Raw genomic sequence first — 24,542 nt, 5'->3', positions numbered from 1 at the left:
GATACCCCATCGCAGCCCCCCCGATACACCCCCGAAAAGTCCGGTGGTTGGCATGTTCACGCAGGTTATCCGGCGGTTTCGGATCCGCCGGACGAATGACCGGCGCGTGTGAACGCTACGTGGAACCATTTCGATGTGAGACCCGGTCCAAGGGACAGGAACGATGACCGGAAACACCCGGCACCGTAATCGCCGACCCCGGCGAGACACCCGTGGCACTGATGAAGAGGTTCAAACGTGGATGACGGTCACAACCCCGGTCACCCGGTAGCGGATGGCACGGCATCCGTCCGTATCAGCTCCGACGCCGTGCCTGCCCTGGAACGGTTCCTTGCTGAGATCCAACGGCAGCAGGAGCGACACGCCGCCATGGCTCCGGCACCCGTCGGGGACAGCCTGGGTACCGGGTTTCTGGACTTCGCCGGTGAACTGGACGGTCAGTTCGTGCGCCTTCACACATCGACGGCGCACCGGTTGGAGTCGGTTCGCGCCACCGTGGCTGCGGCGCTGGCACAAATCTCCGAGTTGACATCAGAGGATGAGGAATTCAGTTCGGACCTGGGGAGGCTGGCGCGATGAAGGGCACGCCGTCGCGGTCGAGGGACGCAGATGACGCTGATGCGGGCCTGCTCATGCTGGACGGAGCGGTGGAGGATTACCGCACTGTGGTGGAGGAGCTGTGCTCAGCGGCCCGGGGAGCGTGGACCGGGCCGCAGGTGACGCCGGAGGAACTTGCGGAGACCACCGGGACCATCAGGAGCTTCGATCCCGCCGCAGTCCTCAACATTGCCGCAGCCGCCGGTGGACTCACCGGGCCTGACCCGGTGGGCGACCAACTCGCTGAGGTGATCAGTGAACTCGGTGACGAAGGAATCGGAAAGCTGATCGGAGACCAGCTCGGGGCCGTCGTCGCGGATTGTCGTGACCACCGCATGCAGCAGGAACAGGTGCTATACAAGGCCGCCCGGGCGATGTCCGCGAACGCGACCCTGTGCCGGATGTCCGGAGAAGCCGCCGGAGTGACCGCCCGGGCGACACTGTCGGCCATCAGGGCCCAGGCCCACATGATCGATGAGGCGTATCTCGATGAGGATTGGGACTGCTTCCGCCAACTCGTCGGTGCCGCGGCAACACTCGTCGACGAGTGCGCCCGCGAGATCTGGGAACTGTGCGTTGACCGCGATGAAACGATGTGCGAGGGACTCAACCACCTCATGACAAGTCAGGCTGCGGTGGCGGAAGCACCGCCGGCGCCCCTGACCCCGGCGGCAGAAGAACTATTCGACTCCGCCGCCCGGGTTCCCCGGTGGAGCTGCCCGGACGGGGTCGCCGGATCGCCGGGACCGGTCCTGTCCGACGCTCCCGGATCTGGCATTGATCCACTCCCGTGCGTCGGAATCCTCGGAGCGGTCGGTATTGGAACCGCGCTGATCGGTGCTGGACTCATCGCCGGAGTGGCCCACGGCGCTCTGGAGCACATCTCCTGCGGTGAAGCGGGTCCCGATGTCACGGAACCGCCGGATTTCCGAGACCCCAGTACCGAAGCCGACAAGCTACCGGAGCCTGCCCCGCCGCCCGAATCGACAGCACCCGTCGGTGAGCCGCTTCCCGAGCCTGAAGCATCGGTTTCCGGGCACGAGACCCCACGTCTCGATTCGTCTCCCGAACCTGCACCGGCGACCGACCCCGAACCTAAACTTGATGGCGGTTACCCATCAGGAAAAGGCACACCGGGAGCCGCGCGGAAGGCGGGTCAGTGGTGAGTGACGAGTTTGATCGCTTCATCGCTGGATTCGAACAACGCTCCATCCAACGCCTCACCGAGTTCGAGAAAGCCCTCGAACGAGTGCACAGAGCCGCGAGTGACGCCGCAGAGAAGAAAGCGCGGGAAAGGAACCGGGACGGGAAACCGCCACCCGGCATGCGGAGCACCGGTGTCCCCCGAGGACCGGATCCCGCGAAAAAGACCGCTCCCGTTGCTGCCCCCCGGCCACGGGCTGCAACAAAGGGCGTGCTGCGCCGGGGATGGAACTGACACCTCCGTGACCGGGTGCTTGAGCCCGGGAAACCTGCAGAGCGCTCGGGCCTGCAGCCGTGGATGCATGCCCCCCCGACGATGGTGTCGCGGCTGCGCCGGGTGCTCTTGAGAGAGTTGATCCCTAAGAGCCGTGTTCCCGAACCACCCGGCTGAAATGTGCGTGTGGCCCGCGTGCCGGAAGGCATGCCCTGGTGCTAGGAAGCTCTACTGCTACGCTGCGGGAGACACGCAGTGCTGTCAATGCTGGTGGGTGCAGCCCACCTCCCCGTGCATCGGACAGATCAACCACAACTACCACGGAAGGCTGACGATGCCGCTAGACGAGACCTTCGACAGTGTGCTCTCCGAATACACGGTCAGCATCCCGGACAGGGAGTACCCGGACGGCCCCAGGATGCCGGTCAAAGGGGCGGGCTCGCTCCTCGAGCTCCTCGGCAAGCTCGCGCAGGAAGCCGCGACAGTGAACGGGGTTCCGCCCCTGGCGGAGGAGGTGCTCGCCGCCAGGGGCGAGGGCACGTATCTCGACCCTGACGTGTACGAGCGGGCGATCCGCGAGACGGCTGCGTCCTTGTACCGGGTGAATGCGGACGATGTCGTCGTGAAGCAGTGGGGAGTTCCACCGGGGGAGAATCTGAAACGGGAGCGGCGCAGAAGCTGGGTCCGTGGGGTCGCCATCGTCATGGCCGCTCTACTCATTCTCGAGGCACTGAAGGTGCTCGGGGCGATGGTGATGTTCTTCTTCTATTTTGTCGCCTCCTGACGGGAGCGCGCCGAACCGAGGTCGACGGGACGTGGCTGTTCCCGTTGGACGCTGGGCGTGCCCACGCTGTGTGCTGTATCGGGAGGGGACGACGGCTTTCCCTGAGCATCGCTCGACGATCAGGAGACTGGGGTCTCGGCGTCCTCCGCTAGCTCCTCAGCGGTATAGCCGGTCACACCTTTACCCGGGTCGGCGTCCGGATCGGAGAACGCGGCGTAGTTCTTGTCGTGGCCCAGCTGGTGGAGGAGGAACCCGGTCAGCAGCGCACGGGCTGACTCCTGGGTGGAAAATCTCGGTAATCCCACACCGATGGCGAGATTCGTGGCAATACGCTCCGGGAAACCGAACTGGGTTCCCTTGTCGATCACGCGGTACACCACGTCGTCGCATCCCCAGCTCGCCGCGACCTTCGCCGGGCTGCCGGCGTCAATGAGGAACGGACGGCCGGAACCGATGACCAATCCGGGAGCTGACACCACCTTCGCGGCCTCCACACACGACGGACTCGTCACGGCGGGATAGAGCGCTCCGACGGCACGCACGATTGAGCGGTCCGCCGCCGCGAGGATCGCGCAGCCGGCCCCCATTCCGTGCCCGGCCAGGCCGAGTTTTCCTGGGGCGACCGTCACCTTCCCGGCCCCCAGTTTCACACCCGCGAGGATCTGAAGACAGGTCTCCATGTCCGCGACGAACCCGCGGTGGTCCGGGAGAACACCGGATTCCGTGGCAGGTGCCGCCACGGCGATGCCCCAGCTCGCGAGATGCCGGAGCGTGCGGTGGTATTTGTCCACACCGGTCAGCCAGTCATGGCCGAACACGACACCCGGCACGCCGTCCCCCTCTGCGGGGGTGTAGAGCTTGCCGGGAAGACCCGCAACATTGAGATCGCCGACCATCACCCGGTGCGGACCGCGCCGGGACAGCTTGGACATTTGCTTCTTCAGTTTCTGAGCCACGCCTCCCAGGATAGTTCACGGTCGCGCATCACCACACTCCCCATTTGCTCCACAACGTTCCTGTCGACGCTCCCGTCGTGACAGTGGCACCGTGTCAGGAACACGCTGTTCCAGTTGCGTGTGGGAAACCTGCCGGATGCTGTCGTCCACTAGTGTGGACAACATGTGTGGAATCGTTGGATATGTAGGTAAACAGCAGGGACTCGACATCGCCCTGGAAGCGCTGCGTCGGATGGAGTACCGCGGTTACGATTCCTCGGGCATCGCGATCATCGGTGATGATGGCGGCATCCAGTCGGTCAAGCGTGCCGGACAGTTGGCGAACTTGGTGGACAAGATCTCGGAGACCGGGCGTGATCACCTCGTCGGGCACACCGCCATCGGTCACACCCGATGGGCCACCCACGGTCGCCCCACGGACGAGAACGCACACCCGCACGTCTCCTTCGATGGGAAGGTAGCGATCGTCCACAACGGAATCATCGAGAACTTCGCCCCGCTCCGTGAAGAGCTCGAACGTGACGCCATCGAGATGAAATCGGTCACCGACTCCGAAGTCGCCGCACACCTGCTGGCCCGGGCCTACAACGACGGGGAGACCGCCGGGGACTTCCGGGCCAGCGCGCTGGCCGTGCTCAACCGCCTCGAGGGTGCGTTCACCCTGCTGTTCACCCACGCCGACCACCCCGGTGAGATCATCGCCGCACGCCGCTCCACCCCGCTAATCGTCGGTGTCGGTGACGGTGAGACCTTCCTTGGCTCCGACGTCGCCGCCTTCATCGAATTCACCCGCGACGCGGTGGAACTCGGACAGGACACCGTCGTCGTGATCAACTCCGACGGTTACGAGCTCCTCAACTTCGACGGCAGCCCCGCCGAGGGTCGCCCCTTCACCATCGACTGGGACCTCGCCGCCGCGGAGAAGGGCGGCTACGACTCCTTCATGATCAAGGAGATCCACGAGCAGCCCGCCGCCGTGCGAGACACCCTCGCCGGGCACTTCGTCGACGGGCGTATCCGCCTCGACGAGGACGGCCTCACCGACGATGACCTCCGCAACCTGGACAAGGTGTACGTCGTCGCCTGCGGTTCCGCCTACCACTCCGGTCTGCTGGCCAAGTACGCCATCGAGCACTGGGTGCGCATCCCCGTCGAGATCGAGGTGGCCAGCGAGTTCCGCTACCGCGACCCGATCCTGGACAAGCGGACCCTCGTCATCGCGGTATCCCAGTCTGGGGAGACCGCCGACACCCTCGAGGCCGTGCGTCACGCCAAGGCGCAAGGCGCGAGGGTCCTCGCCGTCTGCAACACCAACGGCGCGCAGATACCCCGCGAATCCGACGCCGTGCTCTACACCCACGCCGGGCCCGAGATCGGTGTCGCCTCCACGAAGGCTTTCCTGGCGCAGGTCGCCGCGAACTACATCGTGGGCCTCGCCCTCGCCCAGGCTCGCGGCACGAAGTACCCGGACGAGATCACGGACATCTGGGAGGACCTCGAGACCATCCCCGCGAAGATTGAAAAACTGCTGAGCTGTGATGAGAAAGTGGCGCAGATTGCTGACACCCTCGGTGCGATCCGCACCATGCTGTTTCTCGGGCGTGGCGTCGGATTCCCCGTCGCCCTCGAGGGTGCCCTGAAGCTCAAGGAGCTGGCGTACATCCACGCTGAAGGGTTCCCAGCCGGTGAACTCAAGCACGGCCCGATCGCGCTCATCGAGGAGGACCTGCCCGTGGTGGTGATCGTCCCCAGCCCGAACGGTGTGAAGGTCCTGCACTCCAAGATCGTGTCCAACATCCAGGAGATCCGTGCCCGTGGGGCGAAGACCATCGTCATTGCCGAAGATGGGGACACCTCCGTCGAGCCGTTCGCGAACTGGCTGATCCGCATTCCCGAGTCCTCGTCGATCATGCAGCCGTTGCTCGCGACCGTGCCACTCCAGTTCCTCGCCGCCGACATCGCCCGCCACTGCGGCAACGACGACATCGACAAGCCCCGCAACCTCGCGAAGTCCGTCACCGTGGAGTAGTCTCCCCCTTCGTCACCGGTTGACGCCACGGTTCCGCACACCGGCGTCACGACCCCGCCCCGCGCCACCTCGTGGTAGCGGGGCGTACTCGCGCGCGACCCAACCGAGGAAAGGAATCGACACCGTTGTCCGACACCGCCGACCGCACCCCCTGGGCGGGAATCGTCATGCTGGGTCTGGGAATCTTTGTGATGACCACGATGGAAGAACTGCCCATCGGTGTCCTCACACTCGTCGCCGATGACCTCGGCACCTCCCACGGCACGATCGGTCTGGGCGTCACCATCCCCGGGATCCTTGCGGGAATCGTCGCGATCTTCGCCCCGAAACTCGTTGGGCGCACTGATAGGCGCTTCATCCTCGCCGGGGCACTGGCCGCGAACGCGATCTCGGGAGTGCTCTCGGCACTCTCACCCACACCAGCGCTCTTCCTCGCCTCCCGCATCCTCGTCGGAGTGGCGCTCGGCATGTTCTGGGCGCTCCTCGGCGCCACCGTTGTCCGCGTTGCCGCGAAAGAGGACGCCGCGAAAGCACTCACGGTCGCTTTCTCCGGCGCGGCGGCCGCCATCGTACTCGGCGTCCCCCTGGCGACCTGGCTCGGGGAGAGGACCTCCTGGCAAGAAGCATTCCTCGTCGTGGCGGGTGCCGCCCTCCTTGTCGCGGTCGGCCTGATCCTGCTCGTCCCAGCGGCCACGACCACCACTGCGGTCGCCCTGGGAGACATCGCGGCGACCGCCCGCCTGCGTGGCGTCCAGTTCGGAGTGGCCTACACGCTCATCCTCGTCACCGCGCACTTCACCGCCTACACCTACGCCTCACCGTTACTCCAGGACCTCGGTGAGGTACCCGTCACCGGGATCAGCACCCAACTGTTCATCTTCGGGATCGCCGGGCTCACCGGAAACTTCCTCGCCGGGCCCCTGATGAAACGCTCCCTCAACGCCACCGTCGTCATCATCCCCGCCGGAGTCGTCGCTGCCCTGCTCGCCTTCGCTCTGTTCGTCGGTTCGTCGCTATCCGCAGGCCTGGTGATGCTCGCCTGGGGGCTGTTCGGTGGCGCGATCTCCGTGGTCTCCCAGGCATGGGTGCTCCGCGCCGCAGGAGATAACGCCGAAGCCGGATCAGGCCTCAACTCCGGTGCCTTCAATATCGCCATCGCCTCCGGCGCATTCATCGGGGGACAGGTGGGCGAACACCCCCTGCCTTTGTTCACCGGTGGTACCTCCGGTGGGAGCGAAACGATCCTGCTCGTCGCCGGAGTCGGTGTCGCCGCGGCCTGCGCACTCGCCGTCGCCGGGGCGCGCGTTACGCGGAAGCGGCGATGGAATTGAAGAAAGAGTATTTATGATCCACCAACTGTGACAGCACTGCTGCTATGGTCGTATAGTGTCGATAAAGTAGTGTGTCGTCATGAAGCTCTCTGGTCTATAGATTATTGTTTGATCAATTTTAAATTGATCGTTTTGATCAGCGATTCAGGAAATATTGAGGAGGAAGTTTGCGGAAACTAAATTTAGCAATCGTATTCTTTTTTATGCTATTTTCTATTTCTGGTTGTTCTGATTTGAGGACTGGGGGGATTGGTTCTGAGGATAGAGGTGCCGCTAGGCCTGTTAGCTATGATGATTTAATAGGTGCAGAGGTTCCGCCTCTTTGTGGGAATCCTGGTGGCGAGATGGTGGATGGGCAGTTGGATCATATGTTAGGTGGGCGGGCCCATGTGGGAATTGTCGGCTCATATTCGGGCGAGAATTTAGAGACAGGAGGACACTTGGTCATTGGTGATATGAATGGTGATGGAATTGATGATGGCGTAATAGATGTCACCTGTGCGACAGGTACTGTCATGTGGCCTTCGACGATCTTGGTATATACTGACAGGGATAATTTTATTGGACAAATTGATAGGAGTATAAATCGAATTTCCCGATCGGGTAGTGCGATCAAAATTGATGCCGGCCGGGGGGGGGTTAAATCTATGTACATAAGTGATGAAGTGTTAACTGTCTATTGGGATGGGTATCTTGATGGAGATCCATCTTGCTGCCCAAGTGTTCCATTAGTTGGTGAGGTTAAAGTGCGTGATGGTGTCCTAAGTTTGGAGAATGTTGCTCTCGACAGGGCTGCATTGGAGGAAGAAAATCTGCACTAAAAACTGCCTTTCAGAAGATCTATGTTTATTTCACGCGTAACTTGGTTTGGCCTTTATTTAGCCATTTTTGTCAGGGTGTCCTTATGTTAGAAACGGGGTGGTCTAGATTTCTTTTTCTAAAAGCTCAAATAATTGGTTTCGGGAAAATTTTGGAGGCATTGCTGTTGGGGTAATTGTTGCTGCAATTATTGGCTTGTTTAGCTTCTTTTTCCATCCACTAATGGCGACTTATCAGGAATCGACCTCTCGTCGTGTGGTTGATATTGTCGATTCAACAACTAGCCCTGCATCTGTTGTGGCCGTAAAACAAAATAAATGGTTTTCTCGGTATAGTGAAGATTCTATTTCGCTAGAACAGCTTGATGGTATTCAAGAAAATGACGGTGACTTGGATACTTCTTTGATGGAGTGGCCAGGCAATGATGTTCCTAGCGCGATTGGACAGCCAGTCGGTCCTTTATTCTGGAAATATAATCAAACAGGTCGAATCTCAGATTTGCGGGATGGTGTTGACGCAATGATTGAGATAGATTTTTCAATGAAGGGGTTAACGAAAAATCCGGTGGTTGTAAAAGAAATTCTGGCTAGTGTCATTAACGAATCGGAGGAATTCTCTCCTAAAATTATGACATTTTTTACGCCACAGGGTGATTCTCCTAGGGTTAATTTTGCAATTGATCTCGGCTCTCCCGATCGAAATGCTCTAGAAGTAGAGAATGGTTCGATTACAGGGGAGAGATATTTGAGCTCCCATGGTTCTTCAATTAGTTCGAGTGAGGTAACATCATATAAGGCTTTGGTTATTGTTCCATCTGGAAAGAAAGTGAAATTCAATATTGAATTTCACTTTGAAGGATACGACGATCCCATTGTGGTTGATGACCATGGTAACCCGTTTGTCGCCGTCGGTTATCCGAGTTTCGATAATCCTCCTGATAGGACTTTTGTGCGGCCGGATATGGTCGGTCATGGTGATGCTTTCAATCGCGTTGGTGGACTTGGCTTGCTTGTTCAGTGTGTTTGGGGTGTTGATTGTTCTATGATGTGATTTGCGTGGTGATAGTTTCTTTGACTTACTATTGACGCCGGTGGCTTTTGACGGAGCTATTTCTTATGCGTTGGTACACACCGTCACCTTCCAGGAGATGAAACCATGATCCCCGTCCACATCCCGGACACCGTCCGTGCCGCCGAGCGACCGCTGCTGGAGAAACTTGGTGGGGGCCTCATGAGGCGTGCGGCGCACTCTCTGGCGGTGGACTGCGACCGTATCCTGCGCGGCCGTCGAAGCCCAGGTGCCGCCGGCGCGAAGGTTCTGGTCCTCGCAGGCTCCGGGGGAAACGGCGGTGACGCGCTGTTCGCCGCCGCCGAACTCGCCCGCCGTGGTGCGGGTGTCACCGTGTGGCCCGTCGGCTCGACACTGCACGGGGAGGCGTCCGCATTTCTCGGAACCTGCGCTCGCTGGCGTGCCCCCGGGGAACAACCGGCCGGAGACGTTCGGGGTGCCGACCTCATCATTGACGGGATCGTCGGACTCGGCGCATCCGGTGGTCTGCGGGGGCACGGTGCGGCCGCGGCCCGGATCATCCGCGGCTGCGACACTGGTCCGACCGTCGTCGCCGTCGACATCCCCAGCGGTGTCGACCCGATGACCGGGCACGCCCACGACGACCATCTCCCCGCCACCCACACCGTCACCTTCGGGGCATTGAAACCCGTGCACGTGTTCGGCGCGGAACACTGCGGAACTGTCACCTGCCACGGCCTCGGGATCGACCGGGAACTGGAGAACCACACCCCGCACGCCCGCCTCGTCGAACGCGGGGATCTCGCAGCCTGGCCGCGACCCGGTCGTACCTCGGACAAGTACACCGGGGGAGTGGTCGGCGTCCACGCCGGGTCCGGTAGGTACCCCGGGGCGGCGGTGCTCGCCACCACCGGAGCCCTGCGCGCCACCTCTCCGATGGTTCGCTTCGCCGGAAGCTGCCACGACGCGGTGATCACCGCCCACCCCGAGATCATCGGCACACCCACGATCGCCGAAGCGGGCCGGGTACAGGCGTGGGCGGTGGGGCCCGGAACCGGGACCGGGGAGGATGAGGCCACGATTCTCGCGGACCTCCTCGCCACCGACCTACCGGTGCTTCTCGACGCCGATGCACTCACCCTCGTCTCCTCCCGCGCGGAGCTCGCCGACATGATCACCACCCGCGGGCACCGGGGTGTATTCACCGTGCTCACCCCGCACGATCGGGAGTTCGAACGCCTCACCGGTACCGCCCCGGGGTCCGACCGAATCGCCGCCGCCCGAGCTCTAGCGGAGAAACTGAACTGCTGCGTCCTGCTCAAAGGGCGGGTCACCGTTGTCGCCACCGCCGAAAAGTGTTTCCTCGTCGACGCCGGATGCTCCTGGGCCGCCACACCCGGCTCCGGGGACGTACTGAGCGGTATCATTGGTGCCGCCATCGCCCACCGCGCCGACCCAGAGATGGTCGCGCTCGCGGCGAAGGTCCACGGAGAGGCGGCCCGGGCCTGCGGCGGTCCCGTCCCATCCAGCGGTATCGCCGCCGCCGTCCGGGGTGTTGTCCGGATGGCAGTGAATCCCATTAGATAACGGGCAGCATCGGGCACGGACGGGCGTCAACAAGTGGGGCTACGTGAACGCGAGAGCCAGTTTCCCGCGTGGCAGAATGGACAACCATGAACTTGCTCACCGCCCGTATCGACCTCGCTGCCATCGCGTACAACACCAGACTGCTCAAGAAGCGTGCGGGTGCGGCGCAGTTGATGGCCGTGGTCAAAGCGGACGGATACAACCACGGCGCAGCGAAAGTCGCACAAACCATCGCCGCTAACGGCGCCGATCAATTTGGTGTGGCCACCCTCGCCGAGGCACACGAACTACGGGCGGCAGGCATCACGCAACCGATACTGTCCTGGATCTGGACGCCCGAGCAGGACCTCCGGGCCGCGATCTCCGACGGCATCGACCTCGGCGTCAGCTCCGTGGAGCAAGCCCACGCCGTCGTCGCCGCTGCCCGCGCGTGTGGGCGTACCGCCCGGGTCACCGTCAAAGCCGACACCGGCCTCCACCGCGCCGGAGTACCCCGATGCGAATGGAACGGAGTATTCGGGCTGCTCGCCGACGCGCACGATGCCGTCAACGTCACCGGGATATTCTCGCACCTGGCGTGCGCCGACGAACCCGGAAACCCCGAGAACAATGCCCAGGCACAACGCCTCAAAGACGCCATCGCGGCCGCCCGGGAAACCGGACTCAATCCGAGCGTCAACCATCTGGCGAACACTCCGGCAGTACTGACCCGGGATGACCTCGGTTTTGACATGGTACGACCGGGACTGGCGCTCTACGGCCTGGAACCCGTTGCGGGATGGGACAACGGACTACGCCCGGCGATGACACTCGCCGCGACCGTCACCGTCGTGAAACCGGTCGACAAAGGCGAAGGAGTGTCCTACGGGCTCACCTGGCGCGCCGGGCACAAAGGCGTACTCGCCGTCGTGTCCATGGGATACGCGGATGGGCTCGCCCGCGGTCTGGCCGGCACAATAGAGGTCACCATCAACGGACACCGGTACCCGCAGGTCGGCGTCGTGTGCATGGATCAGATCGTTATCGATCTCGGATCGAACCCGCACGGGGTCACTATGGGAGACGAAGCCGTGATCTTCGGCCCCGGTACCTCGGGTGAGATGACCGCCTACGATCTCGCACGCGCCCTCGACACCATCCCCTACGAGATCATCTGCCGCCCGCACGGGCGCGTGGTCCGCGAGTACGTGGGGCAGTGACCGTATCCCTCATGCAGCACACAGTGGGAGAAGACCGATGAAGTCCACGTTCCCGACCACCGGAACCACGCGGCTGGAGACCGCCGCCGACACCCGCGCGTTCGCTGCGGAACTCGGCGCAGCGCTCGAAGCGGGGGATGTGGTGATTCTCGACGGGCCGCTCGGCGCGGGCAAGACGACCTTCACCCAGGGCCTGGCGGAGGGGATGAAGGTAAAGGGCCGGGTCACGTCCCCGACGTTCGTCATCGCCCGCGTGCACCGCTCACTCACCGGAGGCCCCGACCTCATCCACGTCGACGCCTACCGGTTGTTCGGGGAGGACCCGGACGCCGAGGTCGATGCCCTCGGGGCTCTTGACTCCCTCGACCTGGACACCGAACTCGACGACGCCGTCATCGTCGCCGAATGGGGCGGGGGGCTGGTGGAACAACTCACCGACACCTGGCTCGAGGTCACCTTCGACCGGGAAACGGCCGTGCGGGAGGACCCGGAGTCGGAGGCACGGATTGTGGAGTGGCGGCTACGTTAGTTTCCGGTCCACCGGTGGCAGTAGTCCGGGAGGATCCGGATACGCAAGTGGGATTTCCGGAAAAGGGTGGTAGCAAATAGTCTATTCGTGAAAATATAGTGCCATGAAATCTCGTACCCGGGCGAAGATCTTTGATGCACTGCATAGGTCTCGCATGCAGCCGTATCTTGTTCAGACCGGTGGGAACGAGAAAGACGCGTTGCGTCTCTACCGGTGGAATCTGGAGCTGACTGCGGCGGTGCACGAGGTTCTCGGTGTCACGGAAGTGGTCCTGCGCAACGCTATGGATCGGGAACTCCAGGCATGGAATGTGAAGCGCACCGGCAGGAGCGGGAGTTGGTTGCTTCAGGAGCCAGCCACCCCGCTACGTGGTCTAACTGCTGGTAAACGGCAGAGTGCGCTTAATCGTGCGCAGAAAGAAGCTGGTAGGCGGGCGGTGGATCATCCCCGTCACGGAGTTCCCGTCAGTCACGATGATGTCCTGGCGCAGGTCATGTTCGGAATGTGGAAAGACCTGTTGCCCAACCACCATTCCCAAGCCTCCCGGTCATCTCTGGATAACAGTAATCGTCGACTCCTGTGGGAGGCCGCTCTGAAAAACTCATTTCCCAACGAGGTTGACCCAGAGGGGGAGAAGGCATACTGGAGAGTCGTCCACATTCATCATTTACGGAACCGTGTTTCCCACATGGAACCATTGCTGGGAATTGACGTGGGGGATCGTATGCGAGAGGCCTTCGCACTCGTTCGTAGTATCGATCCTGCTGTTGCAGAGTGGGTGAGCGGGATCAGTCGAGTTCAGGATGTCGCCGGTAGGCGCCCTGGAAGATGAAAAAAGCCCATGGACGCTCTGGGTTCCATGGACTTTCTTCACTCATGATGAGGGATCTTGTCCTCACCTTCTGTGTATCTCAATCTAGTGAACACGGTCATTGCCCGCAAGTTGTGCCAGCTACCTGGCCACCACGCGGATTTCTCACGATAGGTTGTGCCGATCCATCCACTACAGTGTCCCCCGTGCGCATCCTCGTCATCGACACGTCCACACCGACCATCGTCACCGGTATCGTCACGGCCTCCGGTGGATCGGTCGACGGAACCACCGCCCCGACTGCCCGCTCCGTTGCCGAGCGCATCCTCCCGGACTGCCGCCAGCACGGTGAGCGTCTGACGCCGTCGATCCTGGAGTGTCTCGATGAGGCGGGACTGAAGCCTGCGGATCTCGACGCGGTGGTCGTCGGGTGCGGGCCGGGGCCGTTCACCGGTCTGCGGGTAGGGATGGTGACCGCGACCGCCTTCGGGGAGGCGCTCGGTATCCCGGTGCACGGTGTGTGCTCGCTGGACTCGATTGCGATCCAGCTTGCGGAAAAGAATCCCGGACAGTCCCGGCTTCTCGTCGCCACCGATGCGCGTCGGCGGGAGGTCTACTGGGCCAGCTACGAGTGCACCGACACCGGTGCGGGACCTGTCCGCGTCGGGGGTCCGGCGGTGAACAAGCCCGCCGACGTCGCTGAACTCGTCGGCGTCGTCGGTTCGCTCAGCGTCCCGGACAGCCTGGCGGAGAAGCTCCGCGTCGACACACTCGCCGAGGTACCGGCGTTGGACCTCTCCCCGTCGCCGGTGTCGCTCGTCCGTGCGGCCGATCTGGCCCGGGAACCGGAGCCCATCGTCCCGCTCTATCTGCGGCGCCCGGACGCGGTGCCGCCGAAGCCGAAACCGATCAGCCCGGCTGTGCCGGACGTGGAACTGTGATGGGTTCCGTCATTATCCGGCGTCTCTCCCCGAGCGACGCGCAGCGGTGCTCCGAGCTTGAGCGGATCCTCTTCCCCGGGGATGATCCGTGGAGTGCCGCGGCGTTCCGTTCGGAGATGGGCAACCCTTTCTGCCTCTGTCTCGCGGCGGTGGAGACCGGGGGCGCGGATCAGTCCGGTGGTGCGGGCGCCATGTCCGAGGGAACGGGTGAGCTCGTGGGCTACGCGATCCTCGCCATGGCCGGCCCGCCGGATGACCCCGAGTTCGAGGTACACACCATCGGCGTGGACCCCGCACACCAGCGTCGCGGTATCGGCCGCCACTTGCTGGAGGCCATGCTCGCCGCCGCCGATGAACGCTCCGGCCCGGTGTTCCTGGAGGTGCGGTGCGACAATGAACCGGCCATCACCCTGTACGAGCGTTACGGTTTCGTCCGTCTGGGTGTGCGCCGCAACTACTATCAGCCGTCCGGTGCGGACGCGTACACCATGCGTCGCGATCCCGCATCAGCGCGGACGGCCACCGAGGACAACCTGTGAGGACACGACCTGTGAACACGTCGACCATCCCGGAACCGGCACAGAACGGTGACGACACGATCCGCCGCACCATCGTCATGGGCGTCGAGAGTTCCTGCGACGAGACGGGTGTCGGCATCGTGCGCATCACGCACGGTCCGGGGTTGACACCCGAACTGGAAATCCTCGCGGATGCCGTCGCCTCGTCGATGGATCAGCACGCCCGTTTCGGCGGTGTCGTGCCCGAGATCGCGTCGCGTGCGCACCTGGAGTCGATCGGTCCGGTCACCCGGGAGGCACTCCGGCAGGCGGGCATCGACCGCCCGGATGCCGTGGCCTGCACCATCGGCCCCGGGCTCGCCGGTGCGCTGCTCGTGGGCGCGAGTGCGGCGAAGGCCTTCGCGGCGGCGTGGGGGGTGCCGTTCTACGCGGTCAACCACCTCGGCGGGCATGTCGCGGTGGCGACACTCGATGGCCGGGACCTGCCGCATTCGGTGGCGCTGCTGGTCTCCGGCGGTCACACGCAGTTGCTCGAGGTTGACGGTGTCGGGCTGCCGATGCGTGAGCTGGGGTCCACGCTTGACGACGCCGCGGGTGAGGCCTACGACAAGGTGGCGCGTCTGCTTCGCCTGGGGTATCCGGGTGGCCCGGTCATTGACAGGTTGGCGAAGCAGGGGAATCCGAGGGCGGTGGACTTCCCGCGGGGCATGATGCGCCGCGATGATTCCCGCCACGACTTCTCCTTCTCCGGGTTGAAGACGGCGGTGGCTCGCCACGTCGAGGCCGCCGAGCGCGAGGGGCGGGTCATTGATGTGCCGGACGTGTGTGCGTCCTTCCAGGAGGCCGTGGTCGACGTGCTCACCCGGAAGGCGGTCCGTGCGTGCGGGGATGTCGGGGCGAAGGTGCTGCTTCTCGGCGGGGGAGTGGCCGCGAACTCCCGGCTGCGGGAACTTGCGGAGGAACGCTGCCGTGCCGCCGGTGTCGAGCTGCGGGTTCCGGAGCTGAAGCTCTGCACAGATAACGGCGTGATGATCGCGGCTCTCGCCGCGCACCGGATCGCTGCGGGTGCTGGGCCGAGTGAGCTGTCGGCGGGGACGGACCCCGGCCTCGATGTTGAGATCCCGCAGGTGTAACCCCGGGAAACAACCGGGTACGCGCCGGTGAATTGTCGGGGAAGATGTCCCGACACCGCCGTTTCCGGTGCGTCGGGCGGGATACCGTGGCGTCGTTGAACTTTTGTCTGTCCCGACGAAACCCCTGGAGTATCCCCCGCATGAGCATCGGTTACCTGGTCTACCCCGATCTGACCAGCCGCACCCTTACCTTCGAGATCGAGGAGGCCGCCCGCTTCCTCGGTGATCTGGAGAATGACCGCGTCTATGTCGCGTTCCAGGATGACGGCGAGACCCTGGCTGCGCTGTACTCGGCGGGGGCGAAAGCGAATGGCGCCGAGCCGAATCCGGTGGCGTCGATGGCCCGGAACCAGGCCGCGACAGGAAACTCCCGATTCCTCACCGATCCGGTGTCGGCAATCTGTGGGCCGGTCATCTTCATCGGCGCGGACGGCGCGGATGTCACGGAGAGGGATATCGCGAAGGTCGACCGCGGGATCCGCGCGGTGCGCAACTATCGGGAGGATGAACCCGACGAGTACGCCCTCTGGCGGGGTGCGGTACTGAACATCGCTCGCCGGGAGGCTGACGGCGACAACGAGTAGCTTCTTCGCGCGGGGGTCTCGGCTATCCGGTAGGTGATACTGGGGACTCGTTGACCCCCTCTGTGCGTCCAATACCGGAGCCGCATGCTCCGGCATGACGTTTTCTCCGTGGTGATTTCGTGGAAGGGAGACGTCGGCGCTGTGGATGTTGTCGCCCGCGGATGTCCGCTAGCGGAAATGGGGACTCTGGGTGCATACGAACACAGCACAGGGAAGTCCATCATTCACGATCATCCGCACCCTGAAAAATGAGGGTTTCCTTCCCCTTGCCTAAGAACATTCCGCAGTATAGTTTTGCGACTATAAGGATAATTTTAGGTGAGCGAAAGGGATTCATGGTGACACGCTTAAATATGGCTCGGGGGATTCTGACGCTGGTTACAGTGGCTGCGACATTCGGTGCTGGGATTGTCAGTCCGGCAGTGGCCGTTGCCGACGGGGTGGATCGGCCGTATTGTGCCGATGCCCTGGTGCTCGCCGCCCGCGGATCCGGGGAAGGGAACGTCGGTCAGGTCGATTACACCGGTGCGAACGGACAATCCAACGGCTGGGAGGGGGAACGCATCCGCTTATTCCTGAGTGGTGATGACGTGGAACTCAACGGATTCAGGGTGTCTGGCCTGAGCGATCTGGAGTATGAGGCGGTGTCGGTCGGCCCGGAGGACTTCCTGGACCGTCGTAGCTTCAACGCCTCGCTGGCGCAGGGGCGGAAGGCGGCGATCCGTCGGATCCAGGCGATGAAGTCGGCCGGTTGCCAGCCGGTGGTCATTCCCATCGGCTATTCACAGGGTGCGATGGTTTTCAATGGGGTGGAGGAGACGCTGGTCGAGGGAACCTATGTGCCCGGTGTCCTCTATATCGGTAATCCGGAGCGCGAGGCTGGTCAGGCCCGCAACTTCGGTACTGCTGCCGCCGACGTCAGTGGACGTCTCTTCGGGCGCTCCCAGAACGTTGTGGGCCAGACGGGAGTGGATTACTGCTACGAAGGGGACTTCTTCTGCGATGGGGGAGGTACCTCTTTTAAGGCTCATACAAGCTATTTCAACGGCTACAGGGGGCAGGCGGAGAACGACGCCAAGGTGCGGCGGTGGTTCTCCGCATGGACCCGTGACGCCCAGCGCAAGATCGCTACCGCTGAAGTGACTCCAGTGACAAAACCTCTGGAAGAGGTGCTGCTCATCGATACCACCGGTTCGATGACTGATGACATCGACAGTGCCCGCAGGAATGCAGCGAAGATCGCGGAGAAAGTACTGGCCGCCAACCCTAAGTCGAAGATCGGACTTGCTGAGTACCGCGATTGGTCCACGCCTTTCTATGACGGCAGTGGTGCCCCCAGAGCGAGTCGATGGGTGGTCCCGCTGACCACTGATTTCGATGAGTTCCAACGGGGTCTGGATTCTCTGACCACTAGTGGGGGTGCAGATGAACCGGAAGACCTCTACAGCGGCCTGATGGATGTGTTCTTGCATGCTGAGTGGAGCGCGGGCGCCAACCACAGTGTCATCGCTATCTCTGACGCGCCACCGCACGATCCGGAATGCGTCACCGGGCTGACCGCACAGAAGATCATCAATCTGGCGCGTGAGTCTGCTGTGACCGTCAATCTCGCGGACCAACTCAAGGAGGAACGCGGCGCGCTCACTTCGTGTGGCGGCGCATACTCGGATGACCGGGCCGCGCGGGACGCGGAAACGCCGATGGACCCCATCGATCTTCTCCTTGATGGTGCCGACGGCGACTTTGAGGGACGAGGTGACATCTCCGTCAATCTCGTCACCAACAATCCCTACCTGGCGGATAGGGTCGACGGCCTGTTCGGCCAGTTGGGTGGCAATGTCTACAACTACGACGGGGCTGCTGCGGCTGACGCCATCATTGACGCCGCTGAAGCTGATGCGAAGATCCCGAACGCCGTTCTGGACGTGCCCTCAGTCTGGGAGCCCGGCGTTCCCGCCGACGTGACGGGCATGCTGTCCGATGTCTTCGTCGACGGCGATCCGACCTACACCGTGGACTACGGCGACGGCGCTGTGGAGGACATCCCGGTGGGCGAGTTCACCCAGCACACCTGGACGGCACCGGGTGACTACCGGGTGGTACTCACCGTCACGGACGGCGCAGGCAACACCGGCCGCGATATCAGGACGGTTCATATCAATTCGGCTGCGGAAACCGCTGCGGCAGATGCCCGATTCGAGGAACTGCGCACCGCAATCGCGGCAGCTGAAGAGCCCACCGGAGACGTACCCGAACCGGGTGGCGATGACGGAAGTGACTCCGGGTCCTCGATGCCTGGACCGCTTACGCTCGCGGCCATCCTCGGCGTACTCTCACTGCTGGGTAGCTTCGTTGTCCTGTTGTTCGAGACGATTTTCGGATTGGGGTCCCCGAAGCTCTGACGGAAAAAGCTCATCTCGCTGGACGCACCGCGGTCTGATGGGTGTGGAACTCCAGCTGGGGGTGCCTGCGGCGGCGTTCGATGGAGAACGTCCGCCGCTTCGGCGCTGTTGCCAGCAGGTACCTGAGGCGACAACCCGGAGCTCTGACGTCGCACAACCTGATAGGGGTGCTGCGGTTCCGCTAGGATCGTGCGGAAAACCACCGGCAATTGTCAGGAGTGCCCCATGTCTCGCAGCAGAATCATCCGAATGGCACTCGCGCTGCTGACCACCGGGGTGTCGATGGGCGCCATAGGGATCGCTGCCGCCCAAACCGTCACCGCGCCCATGGTTCCGCTCTGTCCGGAGCCTGTGATTCTCACCGCCCGGGGTTCCGGATCTGAGTTCAGTGGCCCACGGACGTATCCCGGGGCCGCCGGCCCGTCGACAGGCTGGGAGGGCGCAAGTATCGCCCGGTTGTTGGACCGCGCTGATCTCCACGGGTTCACCGTCGACGCGTTGGCCCCGGAGGAATACCCGGCCGTCGAGGCGTGGCGCCTCGATGAACTCATGGGTTCCATTGAGCAGGGGCGGCGGTCCGCCGTGCACCGGGTGGCCGACCTGCAGGCGGCCGGATGTCAGCCGGTGGTCATACCGGTCGGATACTCGCAGGGGGCGATGGTCTTCAACGGTGCTGAGCGGGCACTCGCTGACGCGGCCCATCTGCCGGGTGTGCTGTACTTGGGTAACCCGATCCGGGATGGACGAGTTCCCCGGAACATCGGCAGTGCGCCGACGGTACCCGGTCGTGCGCTGCCACCTGTGTGGCCCTGGGAGCCTGTGCCGTCGCTCAATGCCCCGGGGCAGGAAGGAATCGACTACTGCTACCGGAACGACATCTTCTGCGATCCGGGTGGAACGTCGGTGGACATCCACACCAGTTACCTCACCGGAAATCCGGATGAGGATGCTGAGGACCGCGCGATGATCGACACGGTGTCCGCCTGGACGGCCCGGGCACGGGCGCAGCTGGATGGTGGGGAACGCGTCGCGGTGACGCGGCCCGTCGAAGAGATACTGGTCATCGACACCTCCGACCCGGCGGTTCTCGCGGATCTTGCGAGCGGGATTCCCCGGATAGTGCAGGCGGTCACCAGGGCCAATCCCGAGTCGCGCGTCGGGGTGGCGGTAATTCGCGACGGGGAGAAACGGTGGTTGCTCCCGCCGACCCGGGACCCCTCCGCAGTCGCAGCGATCCTGACCGATCCCACGGGACGGCCCGCCGGGGACGCCGTCGCGGATCCGGGGCCCGAGGTGCGTTCAGCGCGGAACGTGATCACGGTGACTGACACGGAGGTACGCGCGCGGCGGACGATCATCAGCCATGCCGCAGATGGCGCCGCAGCTGCGGTTCTCGCTGTGGTCACCGATCAATTAACAGCGCCGAATGCGGTCCTCGACGCGCCGGGCGTCTGGTTTGCTGGTCAGCCCGCCGGGCTGACGGGGATGCTGTCCCGTGTATTTGTCAATGGCCCCGTCCGCCAGCGACTTGATTTTGGGGACGGCACGGTCGTGGATCCTGTGGGGGACGGCTACGTGGAGCATGTGTGGCGGTGGCCAGGGACCTACCGCGTGACGTTGACGGTGACTGACTCCCTCGGGCGTACGGGGACGGACCAGCGGTGGGTGCGGGTCTACTCCGGAGATGTCGCGGCGGAACTCGACGGGGCGCTGCGGGCACTGCCCTCGTGGTCGGGGAGTGCGTGACCCTGCGGACACCGGTGTGCTGAACGGATATCGCCATCGCCACGCGGTGGCACCCCACACGGTTGAGTGCTGGCACTCGCGAGGGTAGAGTGCCAGTAGGTTGTTTGACACACAGTTGTTCACCCGCGACGACGGCTGTGCTGGGCAAGCTCAACCGGCACAATCACATTCAACTTCCCGAGCACATGGAGGAATTCATCGTGGCGAACGTCAACATCAAGCCCCTCGAGGACAAGATCCTCGTCCAGATCAACGAAGCTGAGACCACCACCGCATCCGGCCTGGTCATCCCGGACTCCGCCAAGGAGAAGCCGCAGGAGGCCACTGTCGTGGCCGTCGGTCCGGGCCGTTTCGACGACAAGGGCGACCGCATCCCGCTGGACGTCAACGAGGGTGACACCGTCATCTTCTCCAAGTACGGCGGCACCGAGATCAAGTACGCGGGCGAGGAGTACCTCATTCTCTCGGCCCGTGACATTCTCGCCATCGTGACCAAGTAAGAGGGTTTTCCATGACTAAACTGATCGCATTCAACGAGGAGGCCCGCAAGGGCATCCAGGCCGGTGTGGACACCCTGGCCGACGCGGTCAAGGTCACCCTCGGCCCGCGCGGCCGTAACGTCGTGCTGGACAAGCCCTTCGGTGGCCCGACCGTGACCAATGACGGTGTGACCATCGCCCGCGAGATCGACGTCGACGAGCCCTTCGAGAACCTCGGCGTCCAGCTGGTGAAGTCCGTCGCCGTGAAGACGAACGACATCGCCGGCGACGGCACCACCACCGCCACGCTGCTCGCCCAGGCGCTCATCAACGAGGGTCTGCGCAACGTCGCGGCCGGTGCGAACCCCATCGAGCTGAACCGCGGTATCGCCGCCGGTGCCGAGCGCACCGTCGAGCTGCTGCTGGAACGCGCTAACGAGGTCGCGTCCACATCGGACATCGCGAATGTCGCGACCGTCAGCTCCCGTGACCCGGAGGTCGGCGAGATGGTCGCCGGCGCGATGGAGAAGGTCGGCAAGGACGGTGTCGTCACCGTTGAGGAGTCCCAGACGATGGACACCACCCTCGACATCACCGAGGGCATCTCCTTCGAGAAGGGCTTCCTCTCCCCGTACTTCATCACCGACGTCGACGCGCAGCAGGCGATCCTCGATGACGCACTGATCCTCCTGGTGCGCAACAAGATCTCCTCCCTGCCCGACTTCCTTCCCCTGCTGGAGAAGATCGTCGATTCCGGTAAGCAGGTCCTCATCGTTGCCGAGGACATCGAGGGTGAACCGCTGCAGATGCTGGTGGTCAACTCGATCCGCAAGACGCTGAAGATCGTCGCCGTGAAGTCCCCGTACTTCGGTGACCGCCGCAAGGCGTTCATGGATGATCTCGCCGTCGTCACCGATGCAACGATCGTTGACCCGGAGGTCGGTATCAACCTCTCCGAGATCGGTCTCGATTCGCTGGGTTCCGCACGCCGCATCACCGTGACGAAGGACTCCACCGTCATCGTCGATGGCGCGGGCAGCGCGGAAGCCGTGGAGAACCGTCGCGGCCAGATCCGCCGCGAGATCGAGTCCACCGACTCCTCGTGGGATCGGGAGAAGGCCCAGGAACGCCTGGCGAAGCTGTCCGGCGGCATCGCCGTCATCAAGGTCGGCGCCGCCACCGAGACCGAGGTCAGTGAGCGCAAGCTCCGCGTCGAGGACGCCATCAACGCCGCCCGCGCGGCGGCGCAGGAGGGTGTCATCGCCGGGGGCGGTTCCGTACTCGTGCAGATCGCCCACGAGCTGAAGGCCTACGCCGAGGAGTTCGATGGTGACGCCAAGGTCGGCATCCTCGCCCTGTCCCGCGCACTGGTCAAGCCCGCGTTCTGGATTGCCGAGAACGCAGGAGTCGACGGTTCCGTGGTCGTCTCCAAGACGGCGGAGCTACCGAACGGTGAAGGCTTCAACGCCGCCAGCCTCGAGTACGGCAACCTCATCGATGCGGGCATCATCGATCCCGTGAAGGTGACCCACTCCGCGGTGGTCAACGCCACGTCCGTCGCCCGCATGGTGCTCACCACCGAGGCGTCGATCGTGGAGAAGCCCGCCGAGGAAGAGGATTCCGCGGCCGGTGGGCACCACCATCACTAGGTTGAAGGACTGACACCGGCACAGACCCGGCCCCACCACACCGAACGCCCGACGTCCGGTGGAAGGAGGGGCCGGATCTGCTCCATTTTCACGGAGAAACCGTATTCTTGGTGCAGTCCCCGGAGACCGTCCGAGAAAGGCATCGAACGATCCATGACCCAGCCCGACGGCGTACGCGCTGAAAGCCACAACTTCCAGGTCGATCTCGGCGGGATCGTCGAGATCCTCAGCCGGAACCTCTACTCCGGGCCCCAGGTTTTCGTCCGGGAACTCCTGCAGAACGGCGTCGACGCGATCACCGCACACCGTGCTATCGACCCCGGCTGCCCCGCCGTGATCCGGATCGTCACCGACGGCACCACGATCACGGTCACCGACACCGGCATCGGCCTGACTCCGCAGCAGGCTGCGGGGCTGCTCGCCACCATCGGGGCGTCGTCGAAACGCGACGAGTGGGGGATGTCCCGCAGCGACTTCATCGGGCAGTTCGGTATCGGACTCTTGTCCTGCTTCATGATCTCCCCGCAGATCACCGTCCACAGTCGCTCCGCCGCGACCCCCGGGCAACCGGTGTGCTGGCGTGGCTCCAACGACGGAACCTGGTCCGCTACCGTGGTCACCGACGACGAACTCCCCCCGGAACTCACCGGCCCCGGCACCACCGTGACCCTCGACGTGATGCCGGGGGAGCGGCACGCCGAATACGAGGTGCTGCGCCGCCGGATCCTGTCCTACGGCAGTCACCTCCCGGTGACTGTCACGCTTGCCCGCAGAGGAGCGGAACCGGAACTCCTCAGCGAGACCACCGCGCCCTGGGAGATGAGTCGTGCCGCCGCCGCACGCTGGTGTCGTGACGAGTTCGGCTTCGAACCCTTCGACCAGGTTCTCCTCGACGTTCCCGCGGCCGGTCTCCACGGGATCGCGTTCGTGTCCGCGCGCGCGGGACATCCCGGACAGGAGCAGCACCACCGCGTGTACCTCCGCAGGATGCTGCTGTCCGACCGCGCCTATGACGTCGTGCCGGAGTGGGCGTACTTCGTCCGTGTCGTTGCCGATGCCGAGCACCTCAAACCGACCGCCTCCCGCGAGGGGCTGTTCGACGATGAACTGCTGGAGGAGACCCGTCAGGGCATAGGGACCGCTGTCCGGACCTGGATGAACAACCTCGCCGAGCGGGAGCCCGCCCGGTTCCGCGAGTTCCTCGCCCTCCATCTCACGGGCCTGAAGGCCCTGGCCGTGACCGACGCGGAGACCCGCGCGCTGGTGGCCTCCAGCGTCCCGTTCTCCACCTCGCTCGGGATGCTCACCCTCGACGAGATCCTCGCCGAACACGGTCGGATCGCCTACGCGGCGACCGATGACCGCTTTCGCGCCTTGCGCCCCGTGGCCGAGGCCAACGGACTGTGCATCGTCAACGCCGGTTTCTCCTACGACGAGGAGGTCATCGGGCAGATCAGGCTCGACCGTCCGGAGGAGGACATCGCCGAACTCGACCCCCGGGACGTTCTCGGTGTGCTTGAGAACGTCGACCTCGGTACCGAGGCGGCACTGATCCCCCTCGTGGACGCCGCTGAACTCGCCCTCGAGGGACAGAAACTGAACATCGTCGTGCGGAAGTTCCTGCCCGCCACGATGGCTGTCCTGTTCCTGCCCAACCCGGATGCCGCGGGCCGGGCGCTCGAGGAGCGGCAGCGGCGCGACGAGGGTCTGTTCGCCGGGCTGGTCGATCTCATGCACCCCGAGAAGGCCGATGACCACGCGCCCCAGTTGATCCTGAATGCCAACGCCGGGATCATCCACCAGCTCGCCGGTGCGGCCTCCGGGGGCGGTAGCCCGGTGGTCGTGGAATCGGCGATCCGGGGTTTCTACGTCCAGGCCCTACTCAGCGGCAGACACCGCATGGATGCCCAGGTGCGGGCCTGGTCCTCCAATCTCTTCACCGCACTGATCAGTGCGTCCCTCAATGCCGGGGACCGCGCATGAACCACGTACCTGACGACCA

The 24,542-nt window shown here is 63.6% G+C and carries 21 protein-coding genes; 20 read left to right on the top strand and 1 reads right to left on the bottom strand.

Annotated elements, in window-relative coordinates; translation table 11 throughout:
- The first annotated feature begins 237 nt into the window (after nt 1-237).
- The 4 genes from JDV76_RS00365 to JDV76_RS00350 all read left to right on the top strand — a co-directional run bounded on the left by JDV76_RS00365 (nt 238) and on the right by JDV76_RS00350 (nt 2,798).
- Nucleotides 238-579, top strand: coding sequence for a hypothetical protein (locus JDV76_RS00365; RefSeq protein WP_198734905.1), 342 nt, complete (start codon nt 238-240; stop codon nt 577-579).
- Nucleotides 576-1,763, top strand: coding sequence for a hypothetical protein (locus JDV76_RS00360; RefSeq protein ID WP_198734904.1), 1,188 nt, complete (start codon nt 576-578; stop codon nt 1,761-1,763). Before JDV76_RS00365 ends, JDV76_RS00360 begins: the two co-directional genes overlap by 4 nt.
- Nucleotides 1,760-2,035 (top strand): hypothetical protein, encoded by a 276-nt coding sequence (locus tag JDV76_RS00355; RefSeq protein ID WP_198734903.1) that lies wholly within the window; start codon nt 1,760-1,762, stop codon nt 2,033-2,035. Before JDV76_RS00360 ends, JDV76_RS00355 begins: the two co-directional genes overlap by 4 nt.
- A gap of 253 nt (nt 2,036-2,288) precedes the next feature.
- On the top strand, nt 2,289-2,798 hold the full coding sequence (locus tag JDV76_RS00350; protein WP_198734902.1) for a hypothetical protein: 510 nt from the start codon (nt 2,289-2,291) through the stop codon (nt 2,796-2,798).
- A 119-nt stretch (nt 2,799-2,917) separates the two neighbouring features.
- Here the strand turns inward: JDV76_RS00350 and JDV76_RS00345 are convergent, their stop codons facing one another.
- Entirely contained in the window at nt 2,918-3,754 is an 837-nt protein-coding gene (locus JDV76_RS00345; protein ID WP_198734901.1) for a dienelactone hydrolase family protein, read from the bottom strand.
- Between the two features lie 163 nt (nt 3,755-3,917).
- Here JDV76_RS00345 and glmS point away from each other — a divergent pair, with 163 nt between their 5' ends.
- The 16 genes from glmS (at nt 3,918) to JDV76_RS00265 (ending at nt 24,523) form a co-directional block, all read left to right on the top strand.
- Nucleotides 3,918-5,783 carry a glutamine--fructose-6-phosphate transaminase (isomerizing) gene (gene glmS, locus JDV76_RS00340; RefSeq protein ID WP_198734900.1) on the top strand — a complete coding sequence of 622 codons (1,866 nt, stop codon included), beginning with the start codon at nt 3,918-3,920 and terminating at the stop codon, nt 5,781-5,783.
- A gap of 125 nt (nt 5,784-5,908) precedes the next feature.
- Nucleotides 5,909-7,114, top strand: coding sequence for an MFS transporter (locus JDV76_RS00335; RefSeq protein ID WP_198734899.1), 1,206 nt, complete (start codon nt 5,909-5,911; stop codon nt 7,112-7,114).
- Nucleotides 7,115-7,281: 167 nt separating this feature from the next.
- On the top strand, nt 7,282-7,935 hold the full coding sequence (locus JDV76_RS00330) for a hypothetical protein (protein ID WP_198734898.1): 654 nt from the start codon (nt 7,282-7,284) through the stop codon (nt 7,933-7,935).
- A gap of 220 nt (nt 7,936-8,155) precedes the next feature.
- Entirely contained in the window at nt 8,156-8,983 is an 828-nt protein-coding gene (locus JDV76_RS00325; RefSeq protein WP_198734897.1) for a hypothetical protein, read from the top strand.
- Nucleotides 8,984-9,088: 105 nt separating this feature from the next.
- Nucleotides 9,089-10,549, top strand: coding sequence for a bifunctional ADP-dependent NAD(P)H-hydrate dehydratase/NAD(P)H-hydrate epimerase (locus JDV76_RS00320; protein WP_198734896.1), 1,461 nt, complete (start codon nt 9,089-9,091; stop codon nt 10,547-10,549).
- Between the two features lie 86 nt (nt 10,550-10,635).
- Nucleotides 10,636-11,748 carry an alanine racemase gene (gene alr, locus JDV76_RS00315; RefSeq protein ID WP_198734895.1) on the top strand — a complete coding sequence of 371 codons (1,113 nt, stop codon included), beginning with the start codon at nt 10,636-10,638 and terminating at the stop codon, nt 11,746-11,748.
- A gap of 37 nt (nt 11,749-11,785) precedes the next feature.
- Complete coding sequence (gene tsaE / locus JDV76_RS00310; protein WP_198734894.1) at nt 11,786-12,277, top strand: tRNA (adenosine(37)-N6)-threonylcarbamoyltransferase complex ATPase subunit type 1 TsaE; 492 nt, start codon at nt 11,786-11,788, stop codon at nt 12,275-12,277.
- 1,017 nt (nt 12,278-13,294) lie between these two features.
- Nucleotides 13,295-14,029: a tRNA (adenosine(37)-N6)-threonylcarbamoyltransferase complex dimerization subunit type 1 TsaB gene (tsaB, locus tag JDV76_RS00305; protein WP_198734893.1), complete on the top strand. Its 735-nt coding sequence runs from the start codon at nt 13,295-13,297 to the stop codon at nt 14,027-14,029.
- Nucleotides 14,029-14,568 (top strand): ribosomal protein S18-alanine N-acetyltransferase, encoded by a 540-nt coding sequence (gene rimI / locus JDV76_RS00300; protein ID WP_198734892.1) that lies wholly within the window; start codon nt 14,029-14,031, stop codon nt 14,566-14,568. The genes tsaB and rimI overlap by 1 nt, the downstream gene beginning before the upstream one ends.
- A 77-nt stretch (nt 14,569-14,645) precedes the next feature.
- Nucleotides 14,646-15,680 (top strand): tRNA (adenosine(37)-N6)-threonylcarbamoyltransferase complex transferase subunit TsaD, encoded by a 1,035-nt coding sequence (gene tsaD, locus JDV76_RS00295; protein WP_198735306.1) that lies wholly within the window; start codon nt 14,646-14,648, stop codon nt 15,678-15,680.
- 140 nt (nt 15,681-15,820) lie between these two features.
- The gene (locus tag JDV76_RS00290; protein WP_198734891.1) at nt 15,821-16,264 is read left to right on the top strand and encodes an SH3 domain-containing protein; all 444 of its coding nucleotides are present in this window, start codon (nt 15,821-15,823) and stop codon (nt 16,262-16,264) included.
- A 383-nt stretch (nt 16,265-16,647) separates the two neighbouring features.
- Nucleotides 16,648-18,666, top strand: a complete 2,019-nt coding sequence (locus JDV76_RS00285) for a cutinase family protein (protein ID WP_198734890.1) — start codon at nt 16,648-16,650, stop codon at nt 18,664-18,666.
- A gap of 225 nt (nt 18,667-18,891) precedes the next feature.
- Nucleotides 18,892-20,412, top strand: coding sequence for a PKD domain-containing protein (locus JDV76_RS00280; RefSeq protein ID WP_198734889.1), 1,521 nt, complete (start codon nt 18,892-18,894; stop codon nt 20,410-20,412).
- Between the two features lie 200 nt (nt 20,413-20,612).
- Complete coding sequence (groES, locus tag JDV76_RS00275; RefSeq protein WP_198735305.1) at nt 20,613-20,912, top strand: co-chaperone GroES; 300 nt, start codon at nt 20,613-20,615, stop codon at nt 20,910-20,912.
- Nucleotides 20,913-20,923: 11 nt separating this feature from the next.
- A complete protein-coding gene (gene groL, locus JDV76_RS00270; RefSeq protein ID WP_198734888.1) occupies nt 20,924-22,540 on the top strand; it encodes a chaperonin GroEL in 1,617 nt (538 codons plus the stop codon).
- A 153-nt stretch (nt 22,541-22,693) separates the two neighbouring features.
- A complete protein-coding gene (locus JDV76_RS00265; RefSeq protein WP_198734887.1) occupies nt 22,694-24,523 on the top strand; it encodes an HSP90 family protein in 1,830 nt (609 codons plus the stop codon).
- The last annotated feature ends 19 nt before the right edge of the window (nt 24,524-24,542 follow it).

The sequence above is a fragment of the Corynebacterium marambiense genome (assembly GCF_016342275.1).
In the GTDB taxonomy this organism is placed as follows: Bacteria; Actinomycetota; Actinomycetes; order Mycobacteriales; family Mycobacteriaceae; genus Corynebacterium; species Corynebacterium marambiense.
The sequence above is the reverse complement of the archived record's forward strand: the minus strand, read 5'-3'. Positions and strand labels throughout refer to the sequence as shown.

Excerpts from the sequence above, each read along its gene's own strand:
- JDV76_RS00360 (WP_198734904.1), top strand. The coding sequence starts at position 576 with ATGAAGGGCACGCCGTCGCGGTCGAGGGACGCAGATGACGCTGATGCG.
- glmS (WP_198734900.1), top strand. The coding sequence starts at position 3,918 with ATGTGTGGAATCGTTGGATATGTAGGTAAACAGCAGGGACTCGACATC.
- JDV76_RS00325 (WP_198734897.1), top strand. The coding sequence starts at position 8,156 with ATGGCGACTTATCAGGAATCGACCTCTCGTCGTGTGGTTGATATTGTC.
- JDV76_RS00320 (WP_198734896.1), top strand. The coding sequence starts at position 9,089 with ATGATCCCCGTCCACATCCCGGACACCGTCCGTGCCGCCGAGCGACCG.
- alr (WP_198734895.1), top strand. The coding sequence starts at position 10,636 with ATGAACTTGCTCACCGCCCGTATCGACCTCGCTGCCATCGCGTACAAC.
- tsaE (WP_198734894.1), top strand. The coding sequence starts at position 11,786 with ATGAAGTCCACGTTCCCGACCACCGGAACCACGCGGCTGGAGACCGCC.
- rimI (WP_198734892.1), top strand. The coding sequence starts at position 14,029 with ATGGGTTCCGTCATTATCCGGCGTCTCTCCCCGAGCGACGCGCAGCGG.
- tsaD (WP_198735306.1), top strand. The coding sequence starts at position 14,646 with ATGGGCGTCGAGAGTTCCTGCGACGAGACGGGTGTCGGCATCGTGCGC.
- JDV76_RS00290 (WP_198734891.1), top strand. The coding sequence starts at position 15,821 with ATGAGCATCGGTTACCTGGTCTACCCCGATCTGACCAGCCGCACCCTT.
- JDV76_RS00280 (WP_198734889.1), top strand. The coding sequence starts at position 18,892 with ATGTCTCGCAGCAGAATCATCCGAATGGCACTCGCGCTGCTGACCACC.
- groL (WP_198734888.1), top strand. The coding sequence starts at position 20,924 with ATGACTAAACTGATCGCATTCAACGAGGAGGCCCGCAAGGGCATCCAG.
- JDV76_RS00265 (WP_198734887.1), top strand. The coding sequence starts at position 22,694 with ATGACCCAGCCCGACGGCGTACGCGCTGAAAGCCACAACTTCCAGGTC.